Raw genomic sequence first — 21,699 nt, forward strand, 5'->3', positions numbered from 1 at the left:
CACAGGACAATACTCCTAATCGTGTTAGGTGAACCTAGACGCGATAGGAAAACCGAACGTCGTGCGGCAATCCGGCGAGAGATCGTCGACGCCGCTTGGCAGATCGCCCGCGACAAGGGGCTGGCGCAGGTGACCCTGCGCGACGTCGCCGACCTGGTGGGGATGCGGCCACCGTCGCTCTACACGCACTTCGAGTCCAAGAACGCCATCTACGACGCGATGTTCGGCGACGCCTGGACGCAGTACGCAGAGCACTCCAAGACGGCCGAGGCCGACGAGCCGCGCACGAGCCGGGCGGCGATGCGCTTCTACGCCCGCGTCTTCTTCGACTTCGCGGTCGCGTTCCCGGCCCGGCATCAACTGATGAACCTCCGCACGATCCCGGACTTCACCCCGAGCGCCGACGCCTACGCACCGTCCATGGCGGTCATGGAGCACTTCGTCGCCCGGATGGCCCGCCACGGCGTGCACGGGCGGGACGACATCGACCTGTTCGTCGCCATCGTCTCCGGGATGATCGACGCGCAGCTCGCCAACGACCCCGGCGGGACGCGCTGGTCCGGACTGCTGGACCGGGCCGTCGACATGTTCGCCGACAACATCGGCATCACCGACGAGAGGAGCCGACCGTGACCACGCCAGTGCTGGCCCCCCGACGCCCGTGTTTCGAACGGGACCTGGCGAAGCGCCTCGCCACCGACGAGTACGCACGGTGCTCCGAACTCCTGACCCGCCTGGATCCCCACCACTGGTCCGCCCCGACCGTCAACACCGGATGGGACGTCCGCGACACCGCCGGCCACATGCTCGGCATGGTGCAGATGATGAGCAGCCTGCCGCAGCTGCTCAACCAGATGTCGACGTCGACGCGTCAGGCCAAGAAGGCCAAGGCCCCGGTCTCGATCGACTTCCTCACCGCGCTGCAGGTGCGGCGCAACGCCGGACTCACCCCGGCCGAGCTGATCGGGGCGTGGCAGCGGCTCGCCCCGAAGGCGGTGCGCGGCCGCGGCCGCATGCCGGGCTTCCTGCGCGGCCGCGCCATGCCCGAGGCCCAGCTGGTCGGCGGGCAGCTGGAGCGATGGACCTTCGCGTACCTGATGGACGTGATCCTGACCCGCGACCCGTTCATGCACCGCCTGGACATCTGCGCCGCCACCGGCCTGGACCCGCGGCCCACCGCGGAGCACGACGGCCGCATCGTCGACGACGCCGTCCAGGAGTGGGCCGGGCGGCACGGTCAGCCCTACTCCCTGGAGCTCACCGGCCCGGCCGGCGGTGTCTGGGGCGCCGGCACCGACCGGATCACGATGGACGCGCTGGACTTCTGCCGCATCATCTCCGGACGGGGCGAGGCAGCCGGCCTCCTCACCACGTCGGTGCCGTTCTGACCCGCCCCCCACCGGCCGACGCCTGCTGACCGTGTGGCCGATTGCCGAGCGTCGATCCGGGGAACGGGTACGGCATGCGATACGAACTCGTGCGCCGGCCCGTGTGGGTGCGAAGCATCCTGAGCGCGCTGGTGTTCGCCGCGGTGACGACGGTGTTCAGGCTGCTCACCACGCCGACCGGACCGCTGCCGGCGCTGACCGCCGGTGTCGGCGGCGGCGCGCTGTTCGGCGTGGTGTTCGGCCTGTTCCTGTACCGGCAGGACCGCCAGCTCTGGGGTGACCAGCGGCTCAGCGGCGATGAGCGGGTCGCCGCGGTCCGCGCCGTCGACCGGGGGGACCCACCGTCCGAGCCCGACGTCCGAACGGCGGCGACCCGCGTCGCCCGGCTGCGCACCGCCCCGTCGAACCATCCCGCCGCGGTCGTGGCCATGTTCGGGCTCCTGCTGGTGGTGGCCCTGGTCGAAGCCGCTGTTCTCGGCAACCGCTTCTGGTGGCTGATCGCGGGGTTCGTCGTGGTGTTCGCGCCGTGGGTGACGATCCGGACGGTCCGCCAGCGATCCACCGCCCGCCGGTTCCTCGCCGCGGTCGGAAACTCCTGACACGCAGGGTTTTCGGGACTCCGGACAGGGCTGAGGCCGGTCACCGTGTTGGTGACCGGCCTCACGCCAGGGGGTCCTGCTCTTGGTTTGTCAGTTGCTCTTGGTTGGTTAGTTGGAGGCGACGCCGAGTTCGGCTGCGCCGCCGCCGGTGTGGATTTCGGTGCCGGAGGCGAAGGCGCTGTCCAGGCGGGCCTGGAGGGCGTCGAGCTGGGAGTATTCGGCGTTGTGCGAGGACTCGCTGCCTTCGGCGGCGAAGACGTGGTCGGTTTCGGCGGCGGAGTGGTCGTAGGAGGTGTAGTCCGACTCCTCGTAGTGCGCGCCGTTGGGGTTGCTGTACTCGACGTGGTGGCCCTGGTCGAAGCTGGTGTTCTCGGCTGCGGCGTGGTCCTGCTCGTAGACGTTGAACTGGTTGTTGTAGTCGGCCTCGCTGGCGTTGACCTGGTGCAGCTGGTCCAGGGACTCGTGCTCCTGGCCGGTCTCGACGTGACCGTAGTCCGCGCCGCCGTCGTAGCCGGTGTCGCCGCCGTCGTAGTCGCTCATCGCTATCTCCCCTGAGGTGTGTGTCTGTCTCGCTGTTGGAACAAACGTTAGGCGTGGGGGAAGCGGTTCAAATCCCGGAAACGTGCCACCCGGCCAGGGGTCAGCGGGGGCGTGCGTTGTGCAGGCGGATGCCGCTGAAACGCAGGCTGCTGGCCGTGACCGCGTCCCAGAACGACCACAGGTTCGGCAGCACCCGCAGCTGGATGCCGGCGCCGGCGTGCAGCTCGAAGAGGTCCCCGACCGGCTCCGGCGGGCCGAGCGGCTCGACCGGCTCGACGGCGACGTGGGCGTGGCTGCCGAACGGTGCGAACGGCGCCGCCGGGAACCGGTACGCGAACAGCCGGGCGGTCCGGATCGCCTCCAGCCAGCCGTATTCGACGGCGTGGACGCGCTCGCCGCAGCCGGCGCCGACGATCCGGTCGCGGTCCTCGGCGGTGGTGCCGGGGACGGTCCAGGCCATCGCCCGCGGGCACTGGCGCGGGAACCAGTAGTCCGGTGAGCGCCCGTGGTCCACGGCCCAGACGTACGCCTCCGGCTGCTGCGCGGTCGCCGCGACGTGCGGCACGAACCTGGTGATCGTCGGGTCCTCGGAGAAGTGCAGCACCTGCCCCGGCTCCGGTCGCATCAGTCGCCCTCCCTGCCGCTGCCGTGGTGGCGCTGGTAGTGCCGGGCGACCCTGGCCCGGTTGCCACAGCCGTCGGAGCACCACTCACGGCGTGGATGGTTGCGCAGGAAGTACAGCACGCAGCCGGGCGCTCGGCAGGCCCGCAGCAGCAGCCGGTCCGGGCCGGCGAACAGGGCGACGGCCTCCTCGGCGATGGCCGCGACGGCCGCGAGCCCCGGCGAGTGCGAGGTGCGCACCACCCGCATGTGACCGCCCGCCTGCCCGGCGCCGGCCGCCTGCGCAGCGCTGGCCGCTTGCGCCGCGCTGGCCGCTTGCGCCGCGCTGGCTTCCGGCAAGCCGATCTCGCCGTCGGCCGCGATCCCGTGGTCCGGGCGGCGCTCCTGGGACCAGTGCAGCTCGGACCACGACGGCGCTCGTGCGCAGGCCCGGTTGAGGACACCGACGGCGGCTTCCAGATCTGCGGCCGACACGACGGTCGGGTGGTCGCCGGCCTCGGTGGCGGCCGGCCAGGTGTGGTCGGGCGAGAGGGGGATCGGCCGAGTGTGGCCGGGTGTGACGGGGGCCGATCGGGCGTGGTCAGGCGTGACGGCGGCCGACCGGGCGTGGTCAGACGACGTGACGGGGGCCGGCCGGGCGTGGTCGGACGCGACGGGGGCCGGCCAGGTGTGATCGGACGTGACGGCGGCCGGCCGGGCGTGGTCGGACGCGACGGGGGCCGGCCAGGTGTGATCGGACGTGACGGGGGCCGGCCAGGTGTGATCGGGCGTGACGGCGGCCGGCCGATCGTCGCCGGTCTCGGCGGCGGCCAGCAGGCGCAGCGCGTCGCGGAGGTCGCGCAGCTCGGCGACGGCCTCCCAACCGGCGATCCCGACCTCGGGCCGGGCCTCCCGCAACCAGCGCGCGGCGGCGGCCGGGTCGGCGATCGTGTCCTGCACGCCGTCGCGGCCCGCCACCACCGTGTTCATCAGTTCAACCGGCAACGACTCCACGGTCCTAATGGTAAGGCATTGCGAAAACCATTTGGTCGTGTACTAATGGAAGCAACGCACTTCATCCGTTAGGAAGGGAGACTGCGGTGTTCCATGAGGGAGAGCTGGCGGTGCAGGAGCGGGCCGGCGTGCGGCTCGAGGCGGCCCGGCTGACCGGCATGCTGGCGCCCGGCGGCCTGAGCCGCGGCGCCGGCGGCTGGCTGGCCGAGCGGACCCTGGCCGTGCTCACCGGCCGCGACCGGGCCGGACGGCTGTGGGCATCGGCGCTGACCGGCCCGCCCGGCTTCCTCGACGGTGCCGGGCAGCGGCTGCGGGTGGACGCGGCGTTCGCCCCCGGCGACCCGCTGCACGACCTGCCGGGTGGCCAGCGGGTCGGCCTGATCGCGATCGACTTCGCGACCCGCCGCCGGATGCGGGTCAACGGCACGCTGTTCACCGAGGAAGCCGGCCGGGACGGGCGGGACGAGCTCACCGTCGAGGTGGCGGAGGCGTTCGGCAACTGCCCGCAGTACATCCAGCCGCGCCGGCTCGCCCCGGCCAGGGCGGCGGGCGCCGGGCCGATGTTCACGTCGCTGCCGGTGCTCACACCGGCCGCCGCGGCGACGGTCGCCGGTGCCGACACGTTCTTCCTCGGCACCGCCCACCCGGGCCGCGGCGCCGACGCCTCACACCGCGGCGGCCCGCGCGGGTTCCTGCGCGTCGACGGCGACGACCTGTGGTGGCCCGACTATCCGGGCAACAACATGTTCAACAGCCTCGGCAACCTCGCCACCGACCCGTCCGCGGCGCTGCTCGTGCCCGACTTCGCCACCGGCCGCACCCTGCACCTGTCGGGCACCGCGACGGTGGAGTGGACCGAGCCGGGCACCGGCGCCCCCGACGAGGTGACGGGCCGCCGGGTCCGCTTCCACCCGACCGCCGTCGTCGCCGGCGAGCACCCCGCCCTCGTCGCCGTCCACACCGGACCACCCGGCGGCGGCCCGTGAACCCGCCGTCCACACCGGACCACCCGGCGGCGGCCCGTGAACCCGCCGTCCACACCGGACCACCCGGTGCCGGCTCGTGAACCGCCGCCCACACCGGACCGACCCCTTGAACCGCCGCCCACACCGGATCACCCGCCGCCGGCCCGTGACCGGCCCGTGTTTCGCCCGGAGCGCCGCCGGGAATCCGTGTGCTCAACCGGTCCCCCCACGGAGGTTTCCCATGTCGGCACAGGCCGTCCTGTACATCATCGCCATCATCCTGCTCGCCGTCGCGGCGCTGCCGGTGCCGTCCCGCGGCTTCAACCTGGCGATCCTCGGCGCCGCCGTCGCCCTCCTCGCCTACGCCTGGCCGATCGTCAGCGCCTGACCGAGGCACCCGCGACCACGGCCGGTCACCCTTCCCCCGGGGTGGCCGGCCGTGGCACGTTTCCGGGATTTGAACCGCTGCCCCCACGCCTAACGTTTGTTCCAACAGCGAGACAGACACACACCTCAGGGGAGATAGCGATGAGCGACTACGACGGCGGCGACACCGGCTACGACGGCGGCGCGGACTACGGTCACGTCGAGACCGGCCAGGAGCACGAGTCCCTGGACCAGCTGCACCAGGTCAACGCCAGCGAGGCCGACTACAACAACCAGTTCAACGTCTACGAGCAGGACCACGCCGCAGCCGAGAACACCAGCTTCGACCAGGGCCACCACGTCGAGTACAGCAACCCCAACGGCGCGCACTACGAGGAGTCGGACTACACCTCCTACGACCACTCCGCCGCCGAAACCGACCACGTCTTCGCCGCCGAAGGCAGCGAGTCCTCGCACAACGCCGAATACTCCCAGCTCGACGCCCTCCAGGCCCGCCTGGACAGCGCCTTCGCCTCCGGCACCGAAATCCACACCGGCGGCGGCGCAGCCGAACTCGGCGTCGCCTCCAACTAACCAACCAAGAGCAACTGACAAACCAAGAGCAGGACCCCCTGGCGTGAGGCCGGTCACCAACACGGTGACCGGCCTCAGCCCTGTCCGGGGCGGCGGGACAGTAGGTGCATGAGCAACAGCCCCGCACGGGTGTTCCGGATCGCCGCGATCGGGGAGGCGTGCTCCTGGCTCGGCCTGCTGGTCGGGATGTTCTTCAAGTACGTCGTGGTCGAGAACGAGATCGGCGTGAAGGTCTTCGGGCCGATCCACGGTGCGATGTTCGTGATCTACCTGGTCGCGCTGGTGTGGGTGGCCAGGGCGGAGCGGTGGAGCCTCGCGCGGTTCGCCGTCGGGGCGGTGGCGTCGATCCCGCCGTTCACGACGCTGCTGTTCGAGCTGTGGGTGGAGCGGGTCAGGCGCGCCCCGGTGCCGGAACGCGCCTGACCACAGGCATCAGGCCGGCAGGGTCCAGCGCTGGTTCTGGCCCGTGCCGCAGGCCCAGATCTGCAACTGGGTGCCGTCGGCGGAGCTGGGCCCGGTGGCGTCGAGGCACTTGCCGAGGGCGCGCAGCGTGCCGTCGCCCGGTGCGGTCCAGGTCTGCGCGGTGCTGCCGTTGCAGTCGTAGAGCTGGACCTTCGTGCCGTTCGCGGAGTTGGCCGCGGCGACGTCGAGGCACTTGCCGAGCGCGCGCAGCGTGCCGTCCGTGCCGACGGTCCAGGTCTGGGCGGTGGTGCCGTTGCAGGTCCACAGCTGGATCTTCGTGCCGTTGGCCGGGCTGGCGCCGGCGACGTCGACGCACTTGGCGCCGTAGCCGGTGATCGGGCCGACCCGGGTGGACGGGGTGCCGCTGCTGGCGCCCGCCCACAGGTAGGTGCCGACCGTCTTCGCCGGCAGGGTGCTGCTCACCTGCTGGGTGCCGACCCGCAACGTGAACGACTGCGATGCGGAGGTCTGGTTGACCACCACGGTGACCAGCGTGCCGTCGGGGTTGAGGAACGCGACGTTGGTGACCGTGCCGGTGCTGCCGTAGCCGGTGGCGACGCGGCGGGCGCCAGCCTTCACGAACTTCGAGAACTGGGCCACCATGTTGTAGTCCGGCAGCGCCCAGAAGGTGTCGCGGTTGCTGGTGCTCTGCACGAGCATCGTCGGGTCGGGCGAGCCGGACCAGCGTTCCGGGGCGCGGTTCTGGTCGAGCATGCTGACCCAGCCCTCATACAGGGTGGCCTGGTTGCGGAAGTACTGCACGATCCGGTCCGCGCCCGAGGTGCCCCACACGGAGCGCTCGGTCATCAGCACGTCCTTGTCCGGGTAGGACGCCTTCACCGTGCTCATCGCCGACGGGTCGCCGGCGTAGTCGTGGAAGGCCACACCGTCCACCGAGCCGTAGGCGTCCGAGTGCGACGAGGAGCTGCCCAGCACCCCGGCCGCATAGGAGACCGACTCGGAGAAGTTGTGGTCGAAGGCCCAGATGCGGGTGCCGAGACCGTTGGCCGACAGCTCGGTCCGCAGCGCCTTGGCGAGCTGCCGCTCCTGGTCCGCGGAGACGAGCATGCCGGGGTAGTCCGCCGGGGAGAACAGCGGCTCGTTCTGCAGCGTGAGGGCGTGGATCGGGATGCCCTGGGCGGTGTAGGCCTGCACGGCCCGCCGATAGTACGCCGCGAGGGTCGGGATCTGGCTGGTGACGAGGCTGCCGCCGATGATGGCGTTGTTCGTCTTCATCCAGCCCGGTGCCGACCACGCGCTCGCGAACACCTTGATGTCGGGGTTGATGGCGAGGGCCTGGCGGACGGTGGCGATGATCCCGTAATCGATGTCGCGCTGGATGGAGAACCGGGACAGCGTCGGGTCGGCCGCGCCGTCGTCGTAGGTGTAGAAGTCGTGCGACGTGAAGTCGCTGGTGCCGAACGTGATCCGGATGACGTTGAAGCCGGCGCCGGTGGCCGGGTCGACGAGCGCGCGCAGGGCCCGGTCGCGGGCGGTGGCGCTCATCCGGGACAGGTTGTAGACCGTGGACTCCTCCAGGGACGAGCCCACACCGAGGATCGTCTGGAAGCGGGAGTTCGTGTCGGCGGTGATGGTGGGGGCACCGGTGGCCGCGACCACCGGCACGTCGGCCTGGCGGGACAGCTGGTAGGGCGTGCCGGCGAGGCCGGTGGCCGGGTTGGTGTACCAGTTGCCGTTCTTCGGCTCGTAGCCAGCGGTGCGGGACTCGGAGCTCCAGTAGACCTGCACGCTGGTGGCGGCGGCCTGAGCGCTGGGCACGCTCAGGCCGACGACGGAAGCGCCGAGGACGCATGCGGCGAGGCCGATGCGGGAGAGGCCGGTGCGGGAGAGGACGGTGCGGAAGAGGACGGTGCGGAAGGGGACGGTGCGGGCGAGCAGCGGTCGGGTTGGGACCATGAGGGTGCTCCTGGCGGGGACGCGGGGAGTGCACGGAAACTTCAGGACTCGAAATAAGTCCTGACCGAACTCTCCGCAATAGGCAGCCAACCTGTCAATAGGTGGCCACGTTGAGCTTGCCCTTCGGATCGAAGTAGCCGATGGTGTCGTGGAAGCCGTCGGTGGCCGTGCCGACCCCGGACGCCGCTCGCAACTCGTAGTCGTAGACGTAGAAGCAGGTCGGCCGGCAGCCCTGGGAGTAACCGCGGCGCACGGTGCCGTCCGGCGCGTGGAACCAGATGTAGAGGTCCGAGGGGTGTGAGGTGAGCGAGAACCCGCCCGACGAGCTCGCCACGACCGGCTGCGTGACGGTGCTGCGGTTGGTGAGCGTCGCCGAGCCCGTCGTGGCGGTGGCCAGGTTGATCGCGCCGCCGGCGGTCCAGCCGAGGATGAGGCCGTTGTCCGCACCGGAGTCGTCGAAGCCGAGCGTCGGCCCCTCGGCGGTGGTCTCGGCGAACGCCACCCGGTCGCGCAGCACCATGCCGCCGGGCGCGCCGGCGCCGGTGCAGCCGCTGCTGTCGAGCCGGGCGAGGTTGATCCGGTTGTCGGTGCCGGTCCACGCGATCCAGCGGGTGCCGAAGGTGTCGTGCGCGAGCGCGGGCGACCGGGTCGTGCGCACGCCGGTGAACGCGGTGCGGCACTTGAGACCGTTGCCAATGGTGTAGCCGACGGTCAGGGTGTTGGCGTTGTTGGCCGCGGACCAGGCGAGGTAGACCCCGACGGCGTAGCCGAACGAGCCGTCGGCGTCCAGCGCCGGGCCCTCACCCTCGGGCACGCGCTCGACGACCGTGTTGTCCTTGGTGAAGTGCTGCCCGCCGTCGACCGACCAGCCGATGATCAGCTGCTTGCCGGACGTGCCGGAGGTGGAGCCGGTCCAGGCGGCGTAGAGCCGGTTGCTCGCGAAGGCGAGCGCGGGCCGGCCGGAGCCGGTGTGGACGGTGGTGTACGCCGCCGCCACGCCCGGGAACAGTCCCAGCAGGAGCGTGGCGGCGGCGACGGACAGGATGAAGCGGCGCACAGGTGTCTCCACTCGACGGCGGCGGGCGTTTCGAGAGAGCGCTCTCCGCGCCAGTCTGGAGACGGCATTACCGTCGGTCAATCCTTGTTGCCATCAGTTGCCATCAGTTGCCATCCACGGCCCACACCTGGAACGTCGGGCCGTCCGTGGGCACCTCCGCCGCTCCCCCGTAAACGTTGACGGAGGACTCGAGGCCGGCGATGCGCAGCGGCGCACCGGCCGCCCGCCGGGCCACCACCAGCAGCCGCTCGTCCGCGGTCTCCCGCCAGAACGCGATGGTGTCGGCGTCGGCGTGTGCGAGGCGCAGCCCGCCGTGCCGCAGCGCCGGGTGGGCGCGGCGCAGCCGCAGCAGCGCCCGGTACCGGGCCAGCGTCGGCCGGTGCCAGCTGGGCTCGTCGTGCCACGGCATGGCGCGCCGGGCCTCCTCGCCCCGCGCGCCGGTGAGGCCGAGCTCGTCACCGGCGAACACCAGCGGCACGCCGGGCAGGGTCGCGAGCAGCCCCGCGGCCACCTCGACCCGGTCCGGGTCGCCCACGACGGTGCGGATCCGGGCCGTGTCGTGGGTGCCCAGCGCCGTCCACGAGTGCGTCCACGACCGCCACGACATGCCCGCCGCGGCGGAGCGCATCGAGCGCACCACGGCGTCGCCACCGCGGGCCGGCACGCCGCCCGGGACGCCGAGGAAGTCCGGCAGCGCCAGATCGGCCGCGCGCAGCCAGGTCCACAGTGGACGGGTGAACCCGGCGTAGTTCATCGTGCCCTGCCAGCCGTCGACGTCCAGGTCGCTGCCGGCGCTGTGGGAGTGCTCGGCGACGAGCATCGCGTCGGGGCGCACGTCGCGGACGGCCCGGGCGACGAGCCGGGACACCTCGTGGGTGAGGTCGTCGGTGCCGTGCCGGCCGGTCATGTTGGCCACGTCGACGCGCCATCCGTCGAGGTGCTCGAGCCACCGCTGCAGCGGGTCGACGAACGCCTTGCGCAGCCCGGTGGAGTTCCAGTTGAGCTTCGGCAGGCTCGGCACCCCGAGCCAGGCGGCGTACCCGCCGTCCGGCGAGCGGTAGTAACGGTCCTGCGCGGCCGGATCCAGGAACCACTCGTGCCCGTCGCCGGTGTGGTTCGTGGTGATGTCGCCGATGAGCCGCATGCCGCGGTCGTGCAGGGCGTCGGCGAGCCGGGCGAGGGCCGCGTCGCCGCCCAGCAGCGGATCGACGGCGTCGAAGGTGGACGCGTCGTAGCGGTGGTTGGAGCCGGCCGGGAAGAACGGCGTCAGGTAGACGGTGTCGGCGCCGAGGGATTGGATGTGGTCCAGCCGGCCGATGATGCCGTCGAGGTCACCGCCGTACACTTGCCGGCCGGTGAGCTCGCCGCGGCCGGCGACGGGGGCGTCCCAGCCGCACGGGACCGCCCAGGAGGGCAGCGCCCGCTCGGCGTAGGCGGGCGACCGGGCGAACCGGTCGGGGAAGATCTGGTAGACGCACGCGTCCCGGATCCAGGCGGGCGGCGCGGGGTGCGCCACCAGCCGGAAGTCCGTGGCGTCGGAGATCTCGTGGTCGGCGGGGCCGGCCGCGCTGTACCAGCGGTCCCCGACCAGGAAGCGGTACGGAGTGACCGGGTTGCGCACGGGAACGGCCGCCCGCCACCACAGCTCGTCGCCGCGGCGCTCGGGCACCGCCTCGCTGAACCGCGGCTCACCGTCCACAAGGGACCTGACGTGCACCCGTGAGACGCCCGGCGACGTCCGCAGCACCACGTCGACGTCGGTGCCCAGGACGGGCGCCTGGTCAGGCACGTGCAGGGCGGACCCGTCATGGTGGATCATCCCTTCACCGCCCCGGCGGTCAGCCCCGACACGATGTACCGCTGCAGCGACTGGAACACCAGCACCGTCGGGATCGCGGTCAGCAGCGACCCGGCGCAGAACATCCCGAAGTTCGCGTTGCGCTGGCCGGCGATGAGGCCGTAGAGGCCGACAGCGAGGGTTTTCGAGTCGTCGGAGCGCAGGAACACGTTGGCGAGCAGGACCTCGTTGATGGTGCCGATGAAGCCGAGCAGCGCGGTGACCGCGAGGATCGGGGCGATCAGCGGCAGCGTGATCCGGAAGAACGTCTGCGCGTGGGTCGCGCCGTCCATGACCGCGGACTCGTCCAGCTCGCGCGGGACGGTGTCGAGGAAGCCCTTCATCAGCCAGGTGCCGACGCCGAGGGCACCGCCGAGGTACAGCAGCATCAGCCCCCACGGGCTGTCCAGCCCGAACGACGGGTAGAAGTCGCCGATCCCGGCGAACAGCAGGTAGATCGTGACGACGGCGAGGAACTGCGGGAACATCTGGATGAGCAGCAGCGCCATCAGCCCGACCCGGCGGCCGGCGAAGCGCATCCGGGAGAAGGCGTAGGCGGCGAGCACCGACAGGAACACCCCCACGGCCGAGGCGGTCAGCGCGATGACGACGGAGTTGACGTACCAGCGGCTGAACGCCGTCCTGGTGAACAGGTCGATGAAGTTGGCGGTGCTGGCGCCGGTCGGGTAGAGCTCGGTCGAGCTGAGCGAGCCGACCGGGTTGAACGCCGCGGACACCACGAACACGATCGGGAAGAGCGAGAACACCACGGCCGCGATCCCGGCCAGGTGACGCCAGCCCATCTGACGCATCCACTTCCCCACACCGGCTCGTTCGCTGCGCTTCGGAACGCTCATGAGTACACCTCCTCCTGCTTGCGACTGCGGCGGAACCCGATCACGGACACGAGCGCGACGATGGCGAAGATGTAGACCGAGATCGCCGCGGCGAACCCGAACTGGGCGCCGGAGCCGCCGAACGCCAGCCGGTAGGTGTAGGTGATGAGCAGGTCCGTGGCGCCGACGCTGGAGTCGTCGGGCGGGAACGGGCCGCCCTCGGTGGTCAGGTAGATCGCGTTGAAGTTGTTGAAGTTGAACGCGAACGAGGCGATGAGCAGCGGGGTCAGCGCGACCAGCAGCAGCGGCAGGGTGACCTGTTTGAAGCGCTGCCACATCGAGGCGCCGTCGATCGTGGCGGCCTCCGTCATCTCCTTCGGGATGGCCTGTAGCGCGCCCGTGGCGACCAGGAACATGTAGGGGTAGCCCATCCACAGCTGCACGAGGATGACCGCGAGCCGGGCCGTCGCCGGCTGGCCGAACCAGTCGACGTCGAGGCCGAAGAGCCGGTTGATCAGCCCGAACTGCTGGTTGAACAGGTCCCGCCAGACGAGCAGCATCGCGAAGCCCGGCATCGCGTAGGGCAGGACCAGCAGCACCCGGTAGACGCTGCGGCCCCGCAACCGGTCGGCGTTGAGCGCGATCGCGCAGCCGAGCCCGAGGCCGAACGTGACGAGCACCGAGCCGATCGCGAACGCGAAGTTCCACAGCAGGGTCTGCAGGAAGTGCCCGGAGATGCGGGAATCGGTCAGGACCCGGGTGAAGTTGCTGAAGCCGACGGACACCTTCCAGCCCTGCGGGAGCCGCTCGCCGTCGGCGGCGACGAAGCCGCCGGCGTCGTTGTCGGCCGTCCACTGCTTGCCGGTGCCGCGGTCGGTGACGCAGTCGCAGCCGCCGTCGTAGAACTGGGTGGCCTGGCCGTTGTACGCGCGGGTGAGGCCGGACGCGCGGACCGCGCCCTCGCCGGTCGGCACGCTGAACGCGAGGATGTCGTCGTTGCGCAGGTTGGCCTCGCCGAGGCTCAGCAGGGTGTAGCCGTCGGCCTCGACGACCTTGCCACCGGCGACGGTGAACTGCGCCGGGTGCAGGCCGTCGCCGTCGCCGACGAACGTGGCGCCGGTCTTGTCGACCAGCAGGAAGACGATGGCGCCCTCCCGGGTGGCGACGGCGAGGTCGTACTCCATGGAACCCGGGACCTGCTTCACCGACGCACCCTGCACGGCGATGATCGCCTCGGCCTTGCTGCCGCGGTGCCCGTCGCCGTAGTTGGTGAAGGCGGTGCTGGCCGTGTAGAGCACCGGCACGACCTGGAACGCGAGCAGGAAGATGGTGCCGGGCACGAGGTACTTGGCCGCGATGTGCCGCGGGGTCAGGTAGATGTAGAAGAGCAGTGCGGTGGTCGCGGCGAGCACCGCGAGCCAGCCCCAGGCGTGGGCGCCGACCAGCGGGAGGGCGGCCGCGATCGCCAGCGCCAGCCCGGCGCCGAGCAGGGCGATCTTGATGGTGGGGCCGGCGAGCGAGCCGCCTTCCCGCTGAGTCGTCGTCTTCATGGTTACTTGTTGATCGCTTCGGTGATCGCCTTGCCGGCGGCCGCGAGGGTCGTCTGCACATCGGCGCCGCCGATGATCGCCGCCTCGGCCTTGCCGAACGGGTCCCAGACCGCGGCCATGGCCGGGATCGCGGGGAGCACGGCGCCGCCCTTGCCGGCGTCCAGCCACTTCTGGATGTCCGCGTCGCTGCCCTTGACCTGGTCGAGCGCGGCGACGAGCGCCGGCGGCCGCGGGTTGGCCTGGTACAGCGCCACCTGCAGGTCGGGCTTGGTCAGGTAGTTGGTGATGAACTCGTTCGCGAGGGCCTTGCTCTTGCCCTTGGAAGCGACGTAGAACGCCTGCACACCGACGAACGGCTGGGCGGGCTTGCCGCCGGCGAACGCCGGGATCGGGGTGATGTCGTACTTGACGCCGGCCTTCTTGATGTCGGCGACGGCCCAGGGGCCGGAGATGAGGAACGCGGTCTTGCCGCCGGTGAAGGTGGGGATGGCGTTGTCGCCGGTGATGGAGCGGGTCAGCGCGCCGCTGCCCTTCTCACCGAGCGCGGCGATCTTCTTGAACGCCTCGACCGAGGCGGGCTTGTCCACGCCCAGGTCGGCGGGGTCGTAGTCGCCGTTGGCCTTCTGGCCGAAGAGGTAGCCGCCGGCCGAGGCGTACAGCGGGTACGCGTGGTACGCGTCGCCGGTGGTGCCGACCTGCAGCGACATGATGTTGGTGACCTTGCCGGCCGTTTTCAGCGTCTGCCCGGCCTTGACCAGGTCCTCGATCGACGCGGGCGCGGTGGGCGCCAGATCCGTGTTGCGGATCAGGGCGAGGTTCTCGATCGCGTAGGGGACGCCGTAGAGCTGGCCGTTGAAGGTGACGGCCTTGACCGCGACCTCGGCGAACGCGGACTTCTGCGCGTCCGGCAGCTGCACCGGGTCGATCGCGCCGTTCTGGACCAGGTTGCCGATCCAGTCGTGCGCGCCGACGACGATGTCCGGGCCCTTGCCGGACTGCGACGCGGTGACGAAGTTCGTCTGCAGGTCCTTGGAGATCGCCTGGACCTCGACGGTGACGCCGTTGTCCTTGCCGAACTTCTCGGCGAACGGCTTCAGCGCCGCGGAGCGCTGGTCGTCGGCCCAGATGGTGAGGGTGCCGCCGGCGGCCTTCGACGCGGTGGACGACGCGGGCGTGGCGTCGGAACCGCAGGCGGTGAGTGCCAACGACAGAGCCGCAAGGGTGACGACACCCGTGATGCGGATGCGCATGGGGGTTCTCCTGTTCGGGGCAGGGGTGTGCCTCAACCGCCCGCTGAGGGGCGGAAGGCGAAAAAGGGTGTGGGGTGGTGCGCGGCGTCCTTGCGCAACCACTGACGTGGTCTTGCGGAGCCACGGAAATGCCGGAACTGAGCGAAAAGCGGGGTGTGAGGCGGACGGGTGCCGGGTCGCGATTCCTACGACACCCGTGCGCCGTGGCCGAACGCTAGCAAGACCTTGCTGTTAATGAAAGACCTTGCATCGACCTTTCACAAACGGCGGTTCGATGCTTTACAGTCGGCCTATGTCCACCGAGCCACCCCGTGCCCGGCTCGCTGACATCGCCCGGCAGGCGGAGGTCAGCGAGGCGACGGTGTCCCGCGTGCTCAACAACCGCGCCGGCGTCAGCGCGGACACGCGGCAGGCCGTCCTCACCGCGCTCGACGTGCTCGGCTACGAGCGCCCCGAGCGGCTGCGCAAGCGCAGCGCGGGCCTCGTCGGACTGGTCACGCCCGAGCTGGAGAACCCCATCTTCCCGCTCTTCGCCCAGATCATCGAGTCGTCGCTGGCCCAGCACGGCTTCACGCCGGTGCTGTGCACGCAGACCCCGGGCGGCGTGACCGAGGACGAGTATGTCGAGATGCTGCTGGACCGGTCCGTCGCCGGGATCATCTTCATCTCGGGCCTGCACGCCGACACCACGGCGGACCACGACCGCTACCGCAAGCTGATCGACCGGCCCCTGCCGATCGTGATGATCACCGGCTACGTCGCGGGTCTCGACGCCCCCTGCATCTCCTGCGACGACCGACTCGCCAGCCAGACCGCGGTGGACCACCTCGCCTCGCTCGGCCACACCCGCATCGGCCTCATCTCGGGCCCCGACCGTTTCCTGCCGGTGCAGCGCAAGCTCACCGGCTACCGCGCGGCGATGCAGCGCCACGGGCTCGACGAGATGGTCGAGCTGTCCCTCTTCGGCGTCGAGGGCGGCGCCGCGGCCGCGGACCGGCTCATCGCGCGCGGCGCGACCGGCCTCGTCTGCGGCTCGGACCTCATGGCGCTCGGCGCGGTCCGGGCCGCCCGCGCCCGCGGTCTCTCGGTGCCGAGGGACGTCTCCGTCGTCGGCTACGACGACTCGCTGCTCATCGCCTTCACCGACCCGCCGCTGACCACGCTGCGGCAGCCGGTCCGGGCGATGTCCAACGCCGCGGTGCGCGCCCTCGTCGACACCATCAACGGGCAGCCGACCCCCCATTCGGAGTACCTGTTCAATCCGGAGCTCGTGGTCCGCGGCTCCACGGGCATCGTCGCCCGCTGAACTTCCCCCACTTTTTTCGCGTAAGGGATTCCTTCACCGTGCCTTCTTCCAACTGGTGGCGCACCGCGGCCATCTACGAGATCTACGTGCGCAGCTTCGCCGACGGCAACGGCGACGGTGAGGGCGACCTCATCGGGCTGCGGGAACGCCTGCCATACCTCAAGGACCTCGGCGTCGACGCGATCTGGCTGACGCCGTTCTTCCGCTCCCCCATGATCGACGGCGGCTACGACGTCGCCGACTACCGCGACGTGGACCCGATGTTCGGCACCCTGGCCGACTTCGACGCGATGCTCGCCGCGGCGCACGCCCTGGACATCCGGGTCATCGTCGACATCGTGCCCAACCACACGTCGTCGCAGCACGCCTGGTTCGCCGAGGCGCTGGCCGCACCGCCCGGGTCCCTGGCCCGCGACCGGTACATCTTCCGGCCCGCCACCGAGGAACCGCCGAACGACTGGGAGTCCATCTTCGGCGGCCGGGCCTGGACCCGCACCCCCGACGGCGAGTGGTACCTGCACCTGTTCGACCCGGCCCAGCCCGACCTCAACTGGGACAACGCCGACGTGCGCGCCGAGTTCGAGTCGGTGCTGCGGTTCTGGCTGGACCGCGGCGTCGACGGCTTCCGCGTCGACGTCGCCCACGGCATGGTGAAGGAGGCCGGCCTGCCGTCCGTCGGGCACCCGCAGCAGATCGGGCTGCTCGGCCGCGAGCCGCTGCCGTACTTCGACCAGGACGGCGTCCACGAGATCTACCGTGCGTGGCGCAAGATCCTCGACTCCTACCCCGGTGACCGGATGGCGGTCGCGGAGGCGTGGGCGTCGACCCCGCGGCGGCTGGCCCGCTACGTCGCCCCCGACGAGCTGCACCAGGCGTTCAACTTCGACTTCCTCGCCGCACCGTGGTCCGCGGCCGAGCTGCGCGCGACGGTCGACGCGTGCATCGAGGCCGCCGACAGCGTCGGCGCGCCGACCACGTGGGTGCTGTCCAACCACGACAAGGCCCGCCACGTCACCCGCTTCGGCTCGTCGTCGGTGGCCCGCGCCGCCGCGCTGCTCATGCTGGCACTGCCCGGCGCGGTCTACCTGTACCAGGGCGAGGAGCTCGGCCTGCCCGAGGTGCTGGACCTGCCCGACGACGCCCGCCAGGACCCGGTGTGGCACCGCTCCGGCGGCACCGATCCCGGCCGGGACGGGTGCCGGGTGCCGCTGCCGTGGATCGCGGACGCGCCCGCCTACGGCTTCTCCGCCACCGGCCGCTCGTGGCTGCCGCAGCCGGACTGGTCGGGCCTGGCCGTGTCCGCGCAGCTCGGTGTGCCGACGTCGGTCCTGGAGTTGTACCGGGAAGCCCTGCGGCTGCGCCGCACCTTCAACGGCCCGCTGGCGTGGCACCCCTCCCCCGCCGACGTGCTGGACTTCCAGCGCGGCGACCTGCGGTGCGTGGTCAACCTGTCCAGTGTTCCCGTCCCGGTCCCGGCGGGCGAGGTGCTGCTGTCCAGCGCGGACCTGGCCGGTGGCCTCCTGCCGCCGGACGCGGCGGTCTGGGTGCGGTGACGGTGCGACCCGGATGCCCGCCGGTCGGAGGGCATCCGGGGGCACGGTTCGCATATGCTCCCCGCCGTGCCATTCCACGTCCCCGTCCCGGCGAGCGAGCCGGTCGAGCTCTTCCCCAGCCTGCGCGGCCTGGTGGCGGACGGCGAGCGGGGCGACTGGGCGGCCGTCATGGCGCACCTCGGCGGGCTGCCCGGCCTCGATGACTTCGTCGTCGCGTGCAGCCAGGTGGAGGGGCGCATCGCCGACCACGTGCTCGCGCGGGTGCCGGTCGGTGACCCGTCGTGGGGTGTGGCGCAGGCGATGCGGGCCGCGCGCATCACCGAGGAGGGCTGGAAGATCCGCGGCGACGGCTGGGCGCGCACCGTGACCCCGCCGCAGTGGGCCGCGTTCCGCGAGCACCTCAACCGGGCCGAGCAGCTCCTCATCGACGTCACCGCCCGCGAGCCCCGGCTGGGGTACGCGTGGCTGGAGCGGATGACCACCTGCCAGGGCCTCTCGCTCGGCGCCGCCGAGGCCCGCCGGCGCTACGACCGGCTCAGTGCGCACGCCCCGCACACGTACATCGCCGGCTTCCGGCTCATGCAGCAGCTCCTGCCCAAATGGAGCGGATCGTGGGAGCAGGTGTCCGCGTTCGCCGCGGAACTGCTGCGGGTGACCCCGGCCGGGTCGATCGGGCTGCTGCCGGTGCTCGTCGCGCACCTGGAGCGGCACAGCGCCGCCGAGACCGACGCCGAGGCCGCCGCATACCTGCGCGACCCGGCCGTGGTCGCGGAGATCCACCTGGTCGCGGACCGCACGGTGCGGCACCCCGCGTTCCAGCCCGGCTACCGCGTCTACACCGCGCACGACTACTTCGCCATGCTGTTCTCCCTCATGGGCGACCACGCCGCCGCCGCGCCGCACTTCCGGGCGCTGCACGGGCGGCGCACCCCGTTCTGGGAGTGGTACTTCGGCGACGCCGGGGCCGCGTACGCCGGGCACCGGGACCGCGCGCTGGCAAGAGGCTGAACCGTGCTGCGACACACCGAGGTCGACGGCGTCCCCACCCTGCTCGCGCCGGGCTCGGGCCCGATGGTCGCCGGCCTGACGTTCCGCGTCGGCCGGGTCGACGAGGGGCTGGCCCGCACCGGCATCACGCACCTCGTCGAGCACCTGGCCCTGCACCGGCACGGTGTCGCCGACCACCACAACGGCGTCACCGGCGGCATCGTCACCCACTTCCACCTGCGGGGCGCCGAGGCCGACATCGTCCGCTCCCTCGAGCTGGTCTGTGACTCGCTGTCCGACCTGCCGGTCGAGCGCCTCGAGACGGAGAAGGCGATCCTGCGCGCCGAGGCGGCCGGCCGCGCCGACGGCGTCACCGCGCTGCTGCCGCTGTGGCGGTACGGCGCGCAGCACTTCGGCCTGGTCAGCTACCCGGAGTGGGGCGTGGACCAGCTCAGCGCCGACGACGTGCGGGCGTGGGCGCACACCTGGTTCACCCGGGAGAACGCGGTGCTGTGGATCTCCGGCGACCGGGTGCCGGCCGGGCTGCGCCTACGGCTGCCCGGTGGCGGCCGGCGCCGGCCGGTGCCGCCCGCGGCCACGGTGCTGCCGTCGACCCCGGCGTACTTCGCCGGACCCAACGGCGGTGTCGTCTTCGACGGCCTCATGCGCCGGCACACCGCGGGCACACTGTTCGGCGGGATGCTGGAGCGCGAGCTGCTCCGGGCGCTGCGCCAGGAGGGCGGCCTGTCCACCACGGCGAGCGCGTCCTACGACCCGCGCGGCGACGGGTTCGCGGTCGTCACGGCGTTCGCCGACGCGCCGCCCGAACGGCAGGACGCCGTGCTCGGCGGCTTCGTGGACGTCCTGGCCGGGTTCCGGGTCGGCCGCATCGAACAGGCCGACCTCGACGCGGTCCGGGCGAAGCGCGAGGAGGCGCTGGCCCACCCGGACGTCCACGCGGGCCGGCTGTCGGGCCTCGCCACGGACCTGCTCACCGGCGAGCCCGTCCTCAGCGTGGACGAGCTGCATGCCGAGCTGCGCGCGGTCACGCTCGACGGCATCCACGACGCCGCCCTGCAGGTCACCGGCTCCGGGCTGCTGCAGGTCCCGCCGGGGCACCGCGCCGACTGGGCCGGCTTCACCGCCGCGCCGGCGACGTCGAGCGAGACGATCCCCGGCTACACGTTCCGGTCCGTGGACGGCTCCGGCGCCGCGCTCGTCCTCGGCGCCGAGGGCGTCAGCCTGGTCGAGGGCGAGCGCCGGGTCACGGTCCGGTTCCGCACCTGCGCCGCCGTCCACGCGTGGCCCGACGGCGCCCGCCAGCTGATCGGCCTGGACGGCATCACGGTGCGGATCGAGCCGACCCTGTTCGCCGCCCCGCCGGACACCGCGGCCCGCATCGACGCCGCCGTCGACCCGGCGCTGGTGGTGCGGATGCCGGCCCGCACACCCGATGCCATCCCCCGGCCGTACACCCCGGCCCAGCCGCCGCCCACGCGGCTCTTCCCCGCCGCGTCGCCGGACCCGAACCTGGTGCTGGTCCCGGGCGCGCAGCAGGGCCTGCCGCAGCCACTGATCCAGCCGCAGGACCCGGCCGCGTTCCCGGCGGGCCGGTTCGCCGCCCGGCCCGGGCGGACCCGGCCCGGCACCGCGCAGCTGATCATCATGATCGCGATGTTCGCCGCCGGCCTGGTGTTCCTGTCCTGTGCCGGCGTCCTCACCATCGCCTCGGTCGAGGGGATCGAACCCGGCGAGGAGGAGTTCCGCGACGTCGCCTGGTACGTGATCGTGACCATCGCCTGGACGGGCACCCTGACCCTGCTCGGCTGGGCTGGCTACCTGCTGGTCCGTCGCCTCCGCAGCTGATGTGCGCCGTCCCGGTGCCGGCCCTGCCGGGGGACATCGGGACGGCATGCGCTCGCATATGCTCCGCGCCGTGCCGTTTCAGCTGCCGGTGCCGGAGAGCCAGCCGGCCGACCTGTTCGCCGAGCTGCGCCGTCTCGCCGCCGACGCCGGCCGGGGTGACTGGGCCGCCGTGGCGGCGTTCCTCGGCGGGCTGCGGTCGCTCGACGACCTCGCGGTGGCGTGCGGCCAGATCGAGGACAAGCTCGACGACCAGGTCCTCCAGCGGGTGCCGTACGGCGACCCGGCCTGGGCGCTGGCATACACGATGCTCGGGGTCCGCACCGTGCTGCGCGGGTGGAAGATCCGCGGGACCGGCTGGGCCCGCGACGTCACGCGGCAGCAGTGGGCGGGCTTCCACGAGCACCTCAACCGGGCCGAGCAGATCCTCATCGACGTCACCGCCCGCGAGCCGCAGCAGGGCTACGCGTGGCTGGAGCGGATGATCATCTGCCGGGGCATCTCGCTCGGCCACGACGAGGCCCGGCGGCGGTACGACCGGCTGAGCGCGCACCACCCGTTCGCGTACATCGCCGGATATCACCTCGTGCAGCAGCTGCAGCCGAAGTGGGGCGGGTCGTGGGAGAAGGTGGCCGAGTTCGGCGCCGAGCTGCTGCGCACCGCGCCCGCGGGGTCGGTCGGGCTGCTCGCCGTCCTCGCCGGGCACATGGAGCGCTTCCAGGCGTCGGACTCCGACGTCGAAGGCACGGCGCTGCTGCGCGCCCCGGCGACCGTGGCGCAGATCCACCAGGTCGCCGACCGGACCGTCCGGCACCCCGCGTTCCAGCCCGGCTACCGGTTCTACACCGCGCACGACTACTTCGCGATGCTGTTCTCCCTCGTCGGCGACCACGCCGCCGCGGCGCCGCACTTCCGGGCACTGGCCGGGCGGCGCACCCCGCTCTGGACGTCGTACTTCGACAACCCCGGCGTCGCGTACGCGAACCTCCGGGACCGCGCGCTGGCGAGAGGTTGA

General features: G+C 71.9%; 21 protein-coding genes. 12 read left to right on the forward strand and 9 right to left on the reverse strand.

The window, feature by feature from the left end; all coding sequences use genetic code 11:
* Nucleotides 1–21: 21 nt before the first annotated feature.
* The 3 genes from Dsi01nite_RS01565 to Dsi01nite_RS01575 all read left to right on the forward strand — a co-directional run bounded on the left by Dsi01nite_RS01565 (nt 22) and on the right by Dsi01nite_RS01575 (nt 1,987).
* Nucleotides 22–633, forward strand: coding sequence for a TetR/AcrR family transcriptional regulator (locus Dsi01nite_RS01565; RefSeq protein ID WP_203844162.1), 612 nt, complete (start codon nt 22–24; stop codon nt 631–633).
* Nucleotides 630–1,388 carry a maleylpyruvate isomerase family mycothiol-dependent enzyme gene (locus Dsi01nite_RS01570; RefSeq protein WP_203844163.1) on the forward strand — a complete coding sequence of 253 codons (759 nt, stop codon included), beginning with the start codon at nt 630–632 and terminating at the stop codon, nt 1,386–1,388. Before Dsi01nite_RS01565 ends, Dsi01nite_RS01570 begins: the two co-directional genes overlap by 4 nt.
* 74 nt (nt 1,389–1,462) lie before the next feature.
* On the forward strand, nt 1,463–1,987 hold the full coding sequence (locus tag Dsi01nite_RS01575; protein WP_203844164.1) for a hypothetical protein: 525 nt from the start codon (nt 1,463–1,465) through the stop codon (nt 1,985–1,987).
* Nucleotides 1,988–2,095: 108 nt separating this feature from the next.
* Here Dsi01nite_RS01575 and Dsi01nite_RS01580 read toward each other — a convergent pair whose 3' ends face one another.
* The 3 genes from Dsi01nite_RS01580 to Dsi01nite_RS58815 all read right to left on the reverse strand — a co-directional run bounded on the left by Dsi01nite_RS01580 (nt 2,096) and on the right by Dsi01nite_RS58815 (nt 4,141).
* Complete coding sequence (locus Dsi01nite_RS01580) at nt 2,096–2,527, reverse strand: hypothetical protein (RefSeq protein ID WP_203844165.1); 432 nt, start codon at nt 2,525–2,527, stop codon at nt 2,096–2,098.
* Nucleotides 2,528–2,627: 100 nt separating this feature from the next.
* On the reverse strand, nt 2,628–3,152 hold the full coding sequence (locus tag Dsi01nite_RS01585; RefSeq protein WP_203844166.1) for a DUF6886 family protein: 525 nt from the start codon (nt 3,150–3,152) through the stop codon (nt 2,628–2,630).
* Nucleotides 3,152–4,141 (reverse strand): CGNR zinc finger domain-containing protein, encoded by a 990-nt coding sequence (locus Dsi01nite_RS58815; protein WP_203844167.1) that lies wholly within the window; start codon nt 4,139–4,141, stop codon nt 3,152–3,154. Before Dsi01nite_RS58815 ends, Dsi01nite_RS01585 begins: the two co-directional genes overlap by 1 nt.
* A gap of 86 nt (nt 4,142–4,227) precedes the next feature.
* Here Dsi01nite_RS58815 and Dsi01nite_RS01595 point away from each other — a divergent pair, with 86 nt between their 5' ends.
* The 4 genes from Dsi01nite_RS01595 (at nt 4,228) to Dsi01nite_RS01610 (ending at nt 6,489) form a co-directional block, all read left to right on the forward strand.
* Nucleotides 4,228–5,127 carry a pyridoxamine 5'-phosphate oxidase family protein gene (locus Dsi01nite_RS01595; RefSeq protein WP_203844168.1) on the forward strand — a complete coding sequence of 300 codons (900 nt, stop codon included), beginning with the start codon at nt 4,228–4,230 and terminating at the stop codon, nt 5,125–5,127.
* Nucleotides 5,128–5,347: 220 nt separating this feature from the next.
* Nucleotides 5,348–5,494, forward strand: coding sequence for a hypothetical protein (locus tag Dsi01nite_RS01600; RefSeq protein ID WP_203844169.1), 147 nt, complete (start codon nt 5,348–5,350; stop codon nt 5,492–5,494).
* A 140-nt stretch (nt 5,495–5,634) separates the two neighbouring features.
* On the forward strand, nt 5,635–6,066 hold the full coding sequence (locus Dsi01nite_RS01605; protein ID WP_203844165.1) for a hypothetical protein: 432 nt from the start codon (nt 5,635–5,637) through the stop codon (nt 6,064–6,066).
* 108 nt (nt 6,067–6,174) lie between these two features.
* Nucleotides 6,175–6,489: a DUF3817 domain-containing protein gene (locus Dsi01nite_RS01610; protein WP_203844170.1), complete on the forward strand. Its 315-nt coding sequence runs from the start codon at nt 6,175–6,177 to the stop codon at nt 6,487–6,489.
* Between the two features lie 9 nt (nt 6,490–6,498).
* Here Dsi01nite_RS01610 and Dsi01nite_RS01615 read toward each other — a convergent pair whose 3' ends face one another.
* The 6 genes from Dsi01nite_RS01615 to Dsi01nite_RS01640 form a co-directional block, all read right to left on the reverse strand.
* Nucleotides 6,499–8,445, reverse strand: coding sequence for a ricin-type beta-trefoil lectin domain protein (locus tag Dsi01nite_RS01615; RefSeq protein ID WP_203844171.1), 1,947 nt, complete (start codon nt 8,443–8,445; stop codon nt 6,499–6,501).
* A 94-nt stretch (nt 8,446–8,539) separates the two neighbouring features.
* Nucleotides 8,540–9,502: a hypothetical protein gene (locus Dsi01nite_RS01620; protein WP_203844172.1), complete on the reverse strand. Its 963-nt coding sequence runs from the start codon at nt 9,500–9,502 to the stop codon at nt 8,540–8,542.
* A 103-nt stretch (nt 9,503–9,605) separates the two neighbouring features.
* Entirely contained in the window at nt 9,606–11,321 is a 1,716-nt protein-coding gene (locus Dsi01nite_RS01625) for an alpha-amylase family glycosyl hydrolase (protein WP_203844173.1), read from the reverse strand.
* Complete coding sequence (locus Dsi01nite_RS01630) at nt 11,318–12,196, reverse strand: sugar ABC transporter permease (protein ID WP_239135606.1); 879 nt, start codon at nt 12,194–12,196, stop codon at nt 11,318–11,320. The genes Dsi01nite_RS01625 and Dsi01nite_RS01630 overlap by 4 nt, the downstream gene beginning before the upstream one ends.
* Nucleotides 12,193–13,725, reverse strand: coding sequence for an ABC transporter permease subunit (locus tag Dsi01nite_RS01635; protein ID WP_203844174.1), 1,533 nt, complete (start codon nt 13,723–13,725; stop codon nt 12,193–12,195). Before Dsi01nite_RS01635 ends, Dsi01nite_RS01630 begins: the two co-directional genes overlap by 4 nt.
* A gap of 2 nt (nt 13,726–13,727) precedes the next feature.
* Nucleotides 13,728–14,975: a sugar ABC transporter substrate-binding protein gene (locus Dsi01nite_RS01640; RefSeq protein WP_203844175.1), complete on the reverse strand. Its 1,248-nt coding sequence runs from the start codon at nt 14,973–14,975 to the stop codon at nt 13,728–13,730.
* Nucleotides 14,976–15,249: 274 nt separating this feature from the next.
* Here Dsi01nite_RS01640 and Dsi01nite_RS01645 point away from each other — a divergent pair, with 274 nt between their 5' ends.
* The 5 genes from Dsi01nite_RS01645 to Dsi01nite_RS01665 all read left to right on the forward strand — a co-directional run bounded on the left by Dsi01nite_RS01645 (nt 15,250) and on the right by Dsi01nite_RS01665 (nt 21,699).
* Entirely contained in the window at nt 15,250–16,281 is a 1,032-nt protein-coding gene (locus Dsi01nite_RS01645) for a LacI family DNA-binding transcriptional regulator (protein WP_373318710.1), read from the forward strand.
* Nucleotides 16,282–16,319: 38 nt separating this feature from the next.
* Nucleotides 16,320–17,834, forward strand: a complete 1,515-nt coding sequence (locus tag Dsi01nite_RS01650; protein ID WP_203844177.1) for a glycoside hydrolase family 13 protein — start codon at nt 16,320–16,322, stop codon at nt 17,832–17,834.
* A 66-nt stretch (nt 17,835–17,900) separates the two neighbouring features.
* Nucleotides 17,901–18,842: a hypothetical protein gene (locus Dsi01nite_RS01655; protein ID WP_203844178.1), complete on the forward strand. Its 942-nt coding sequence runs from the start codon at nt 17,901–17,903 to the stop codon at nt 18,840–18,842.
* Nucleotides 18,843–18,845: 3 nt separating this feature from the next.
* The gene (locus Dsi01nite_RS01660) at nt 18,846–20,687 is read left to right on the forward strand and encodes a M16 family metallopeptidase (RefSeq protein WP_203844179.1); all 1,842 of its coding nucleotides are present in this window, start codon (nt 18,846–18,848) and stop codon (nt 20,685–20,687) included.
* Between the two features lie 70 nt (nt 20,688–20,757).
* A complete protein-coding gene (locus Dsi01nite_RS01665; RefSeq protein WP_203844180.1) occupies nt 20,758–21,699 on the forward strand; it encodes a hypothetical protein in 942 nt (313 codons plus the stop codon).

The sequence above is a fragment of the Dactylosporangium siamense genome, from assembly GCF_016862795.1.
GTDB lineage: Bacteria > Actinomycetota > Actinomycetes > Mycobacteriales > Micromonosporaceae > Dactylosporangium > Dactylosporangium siamense.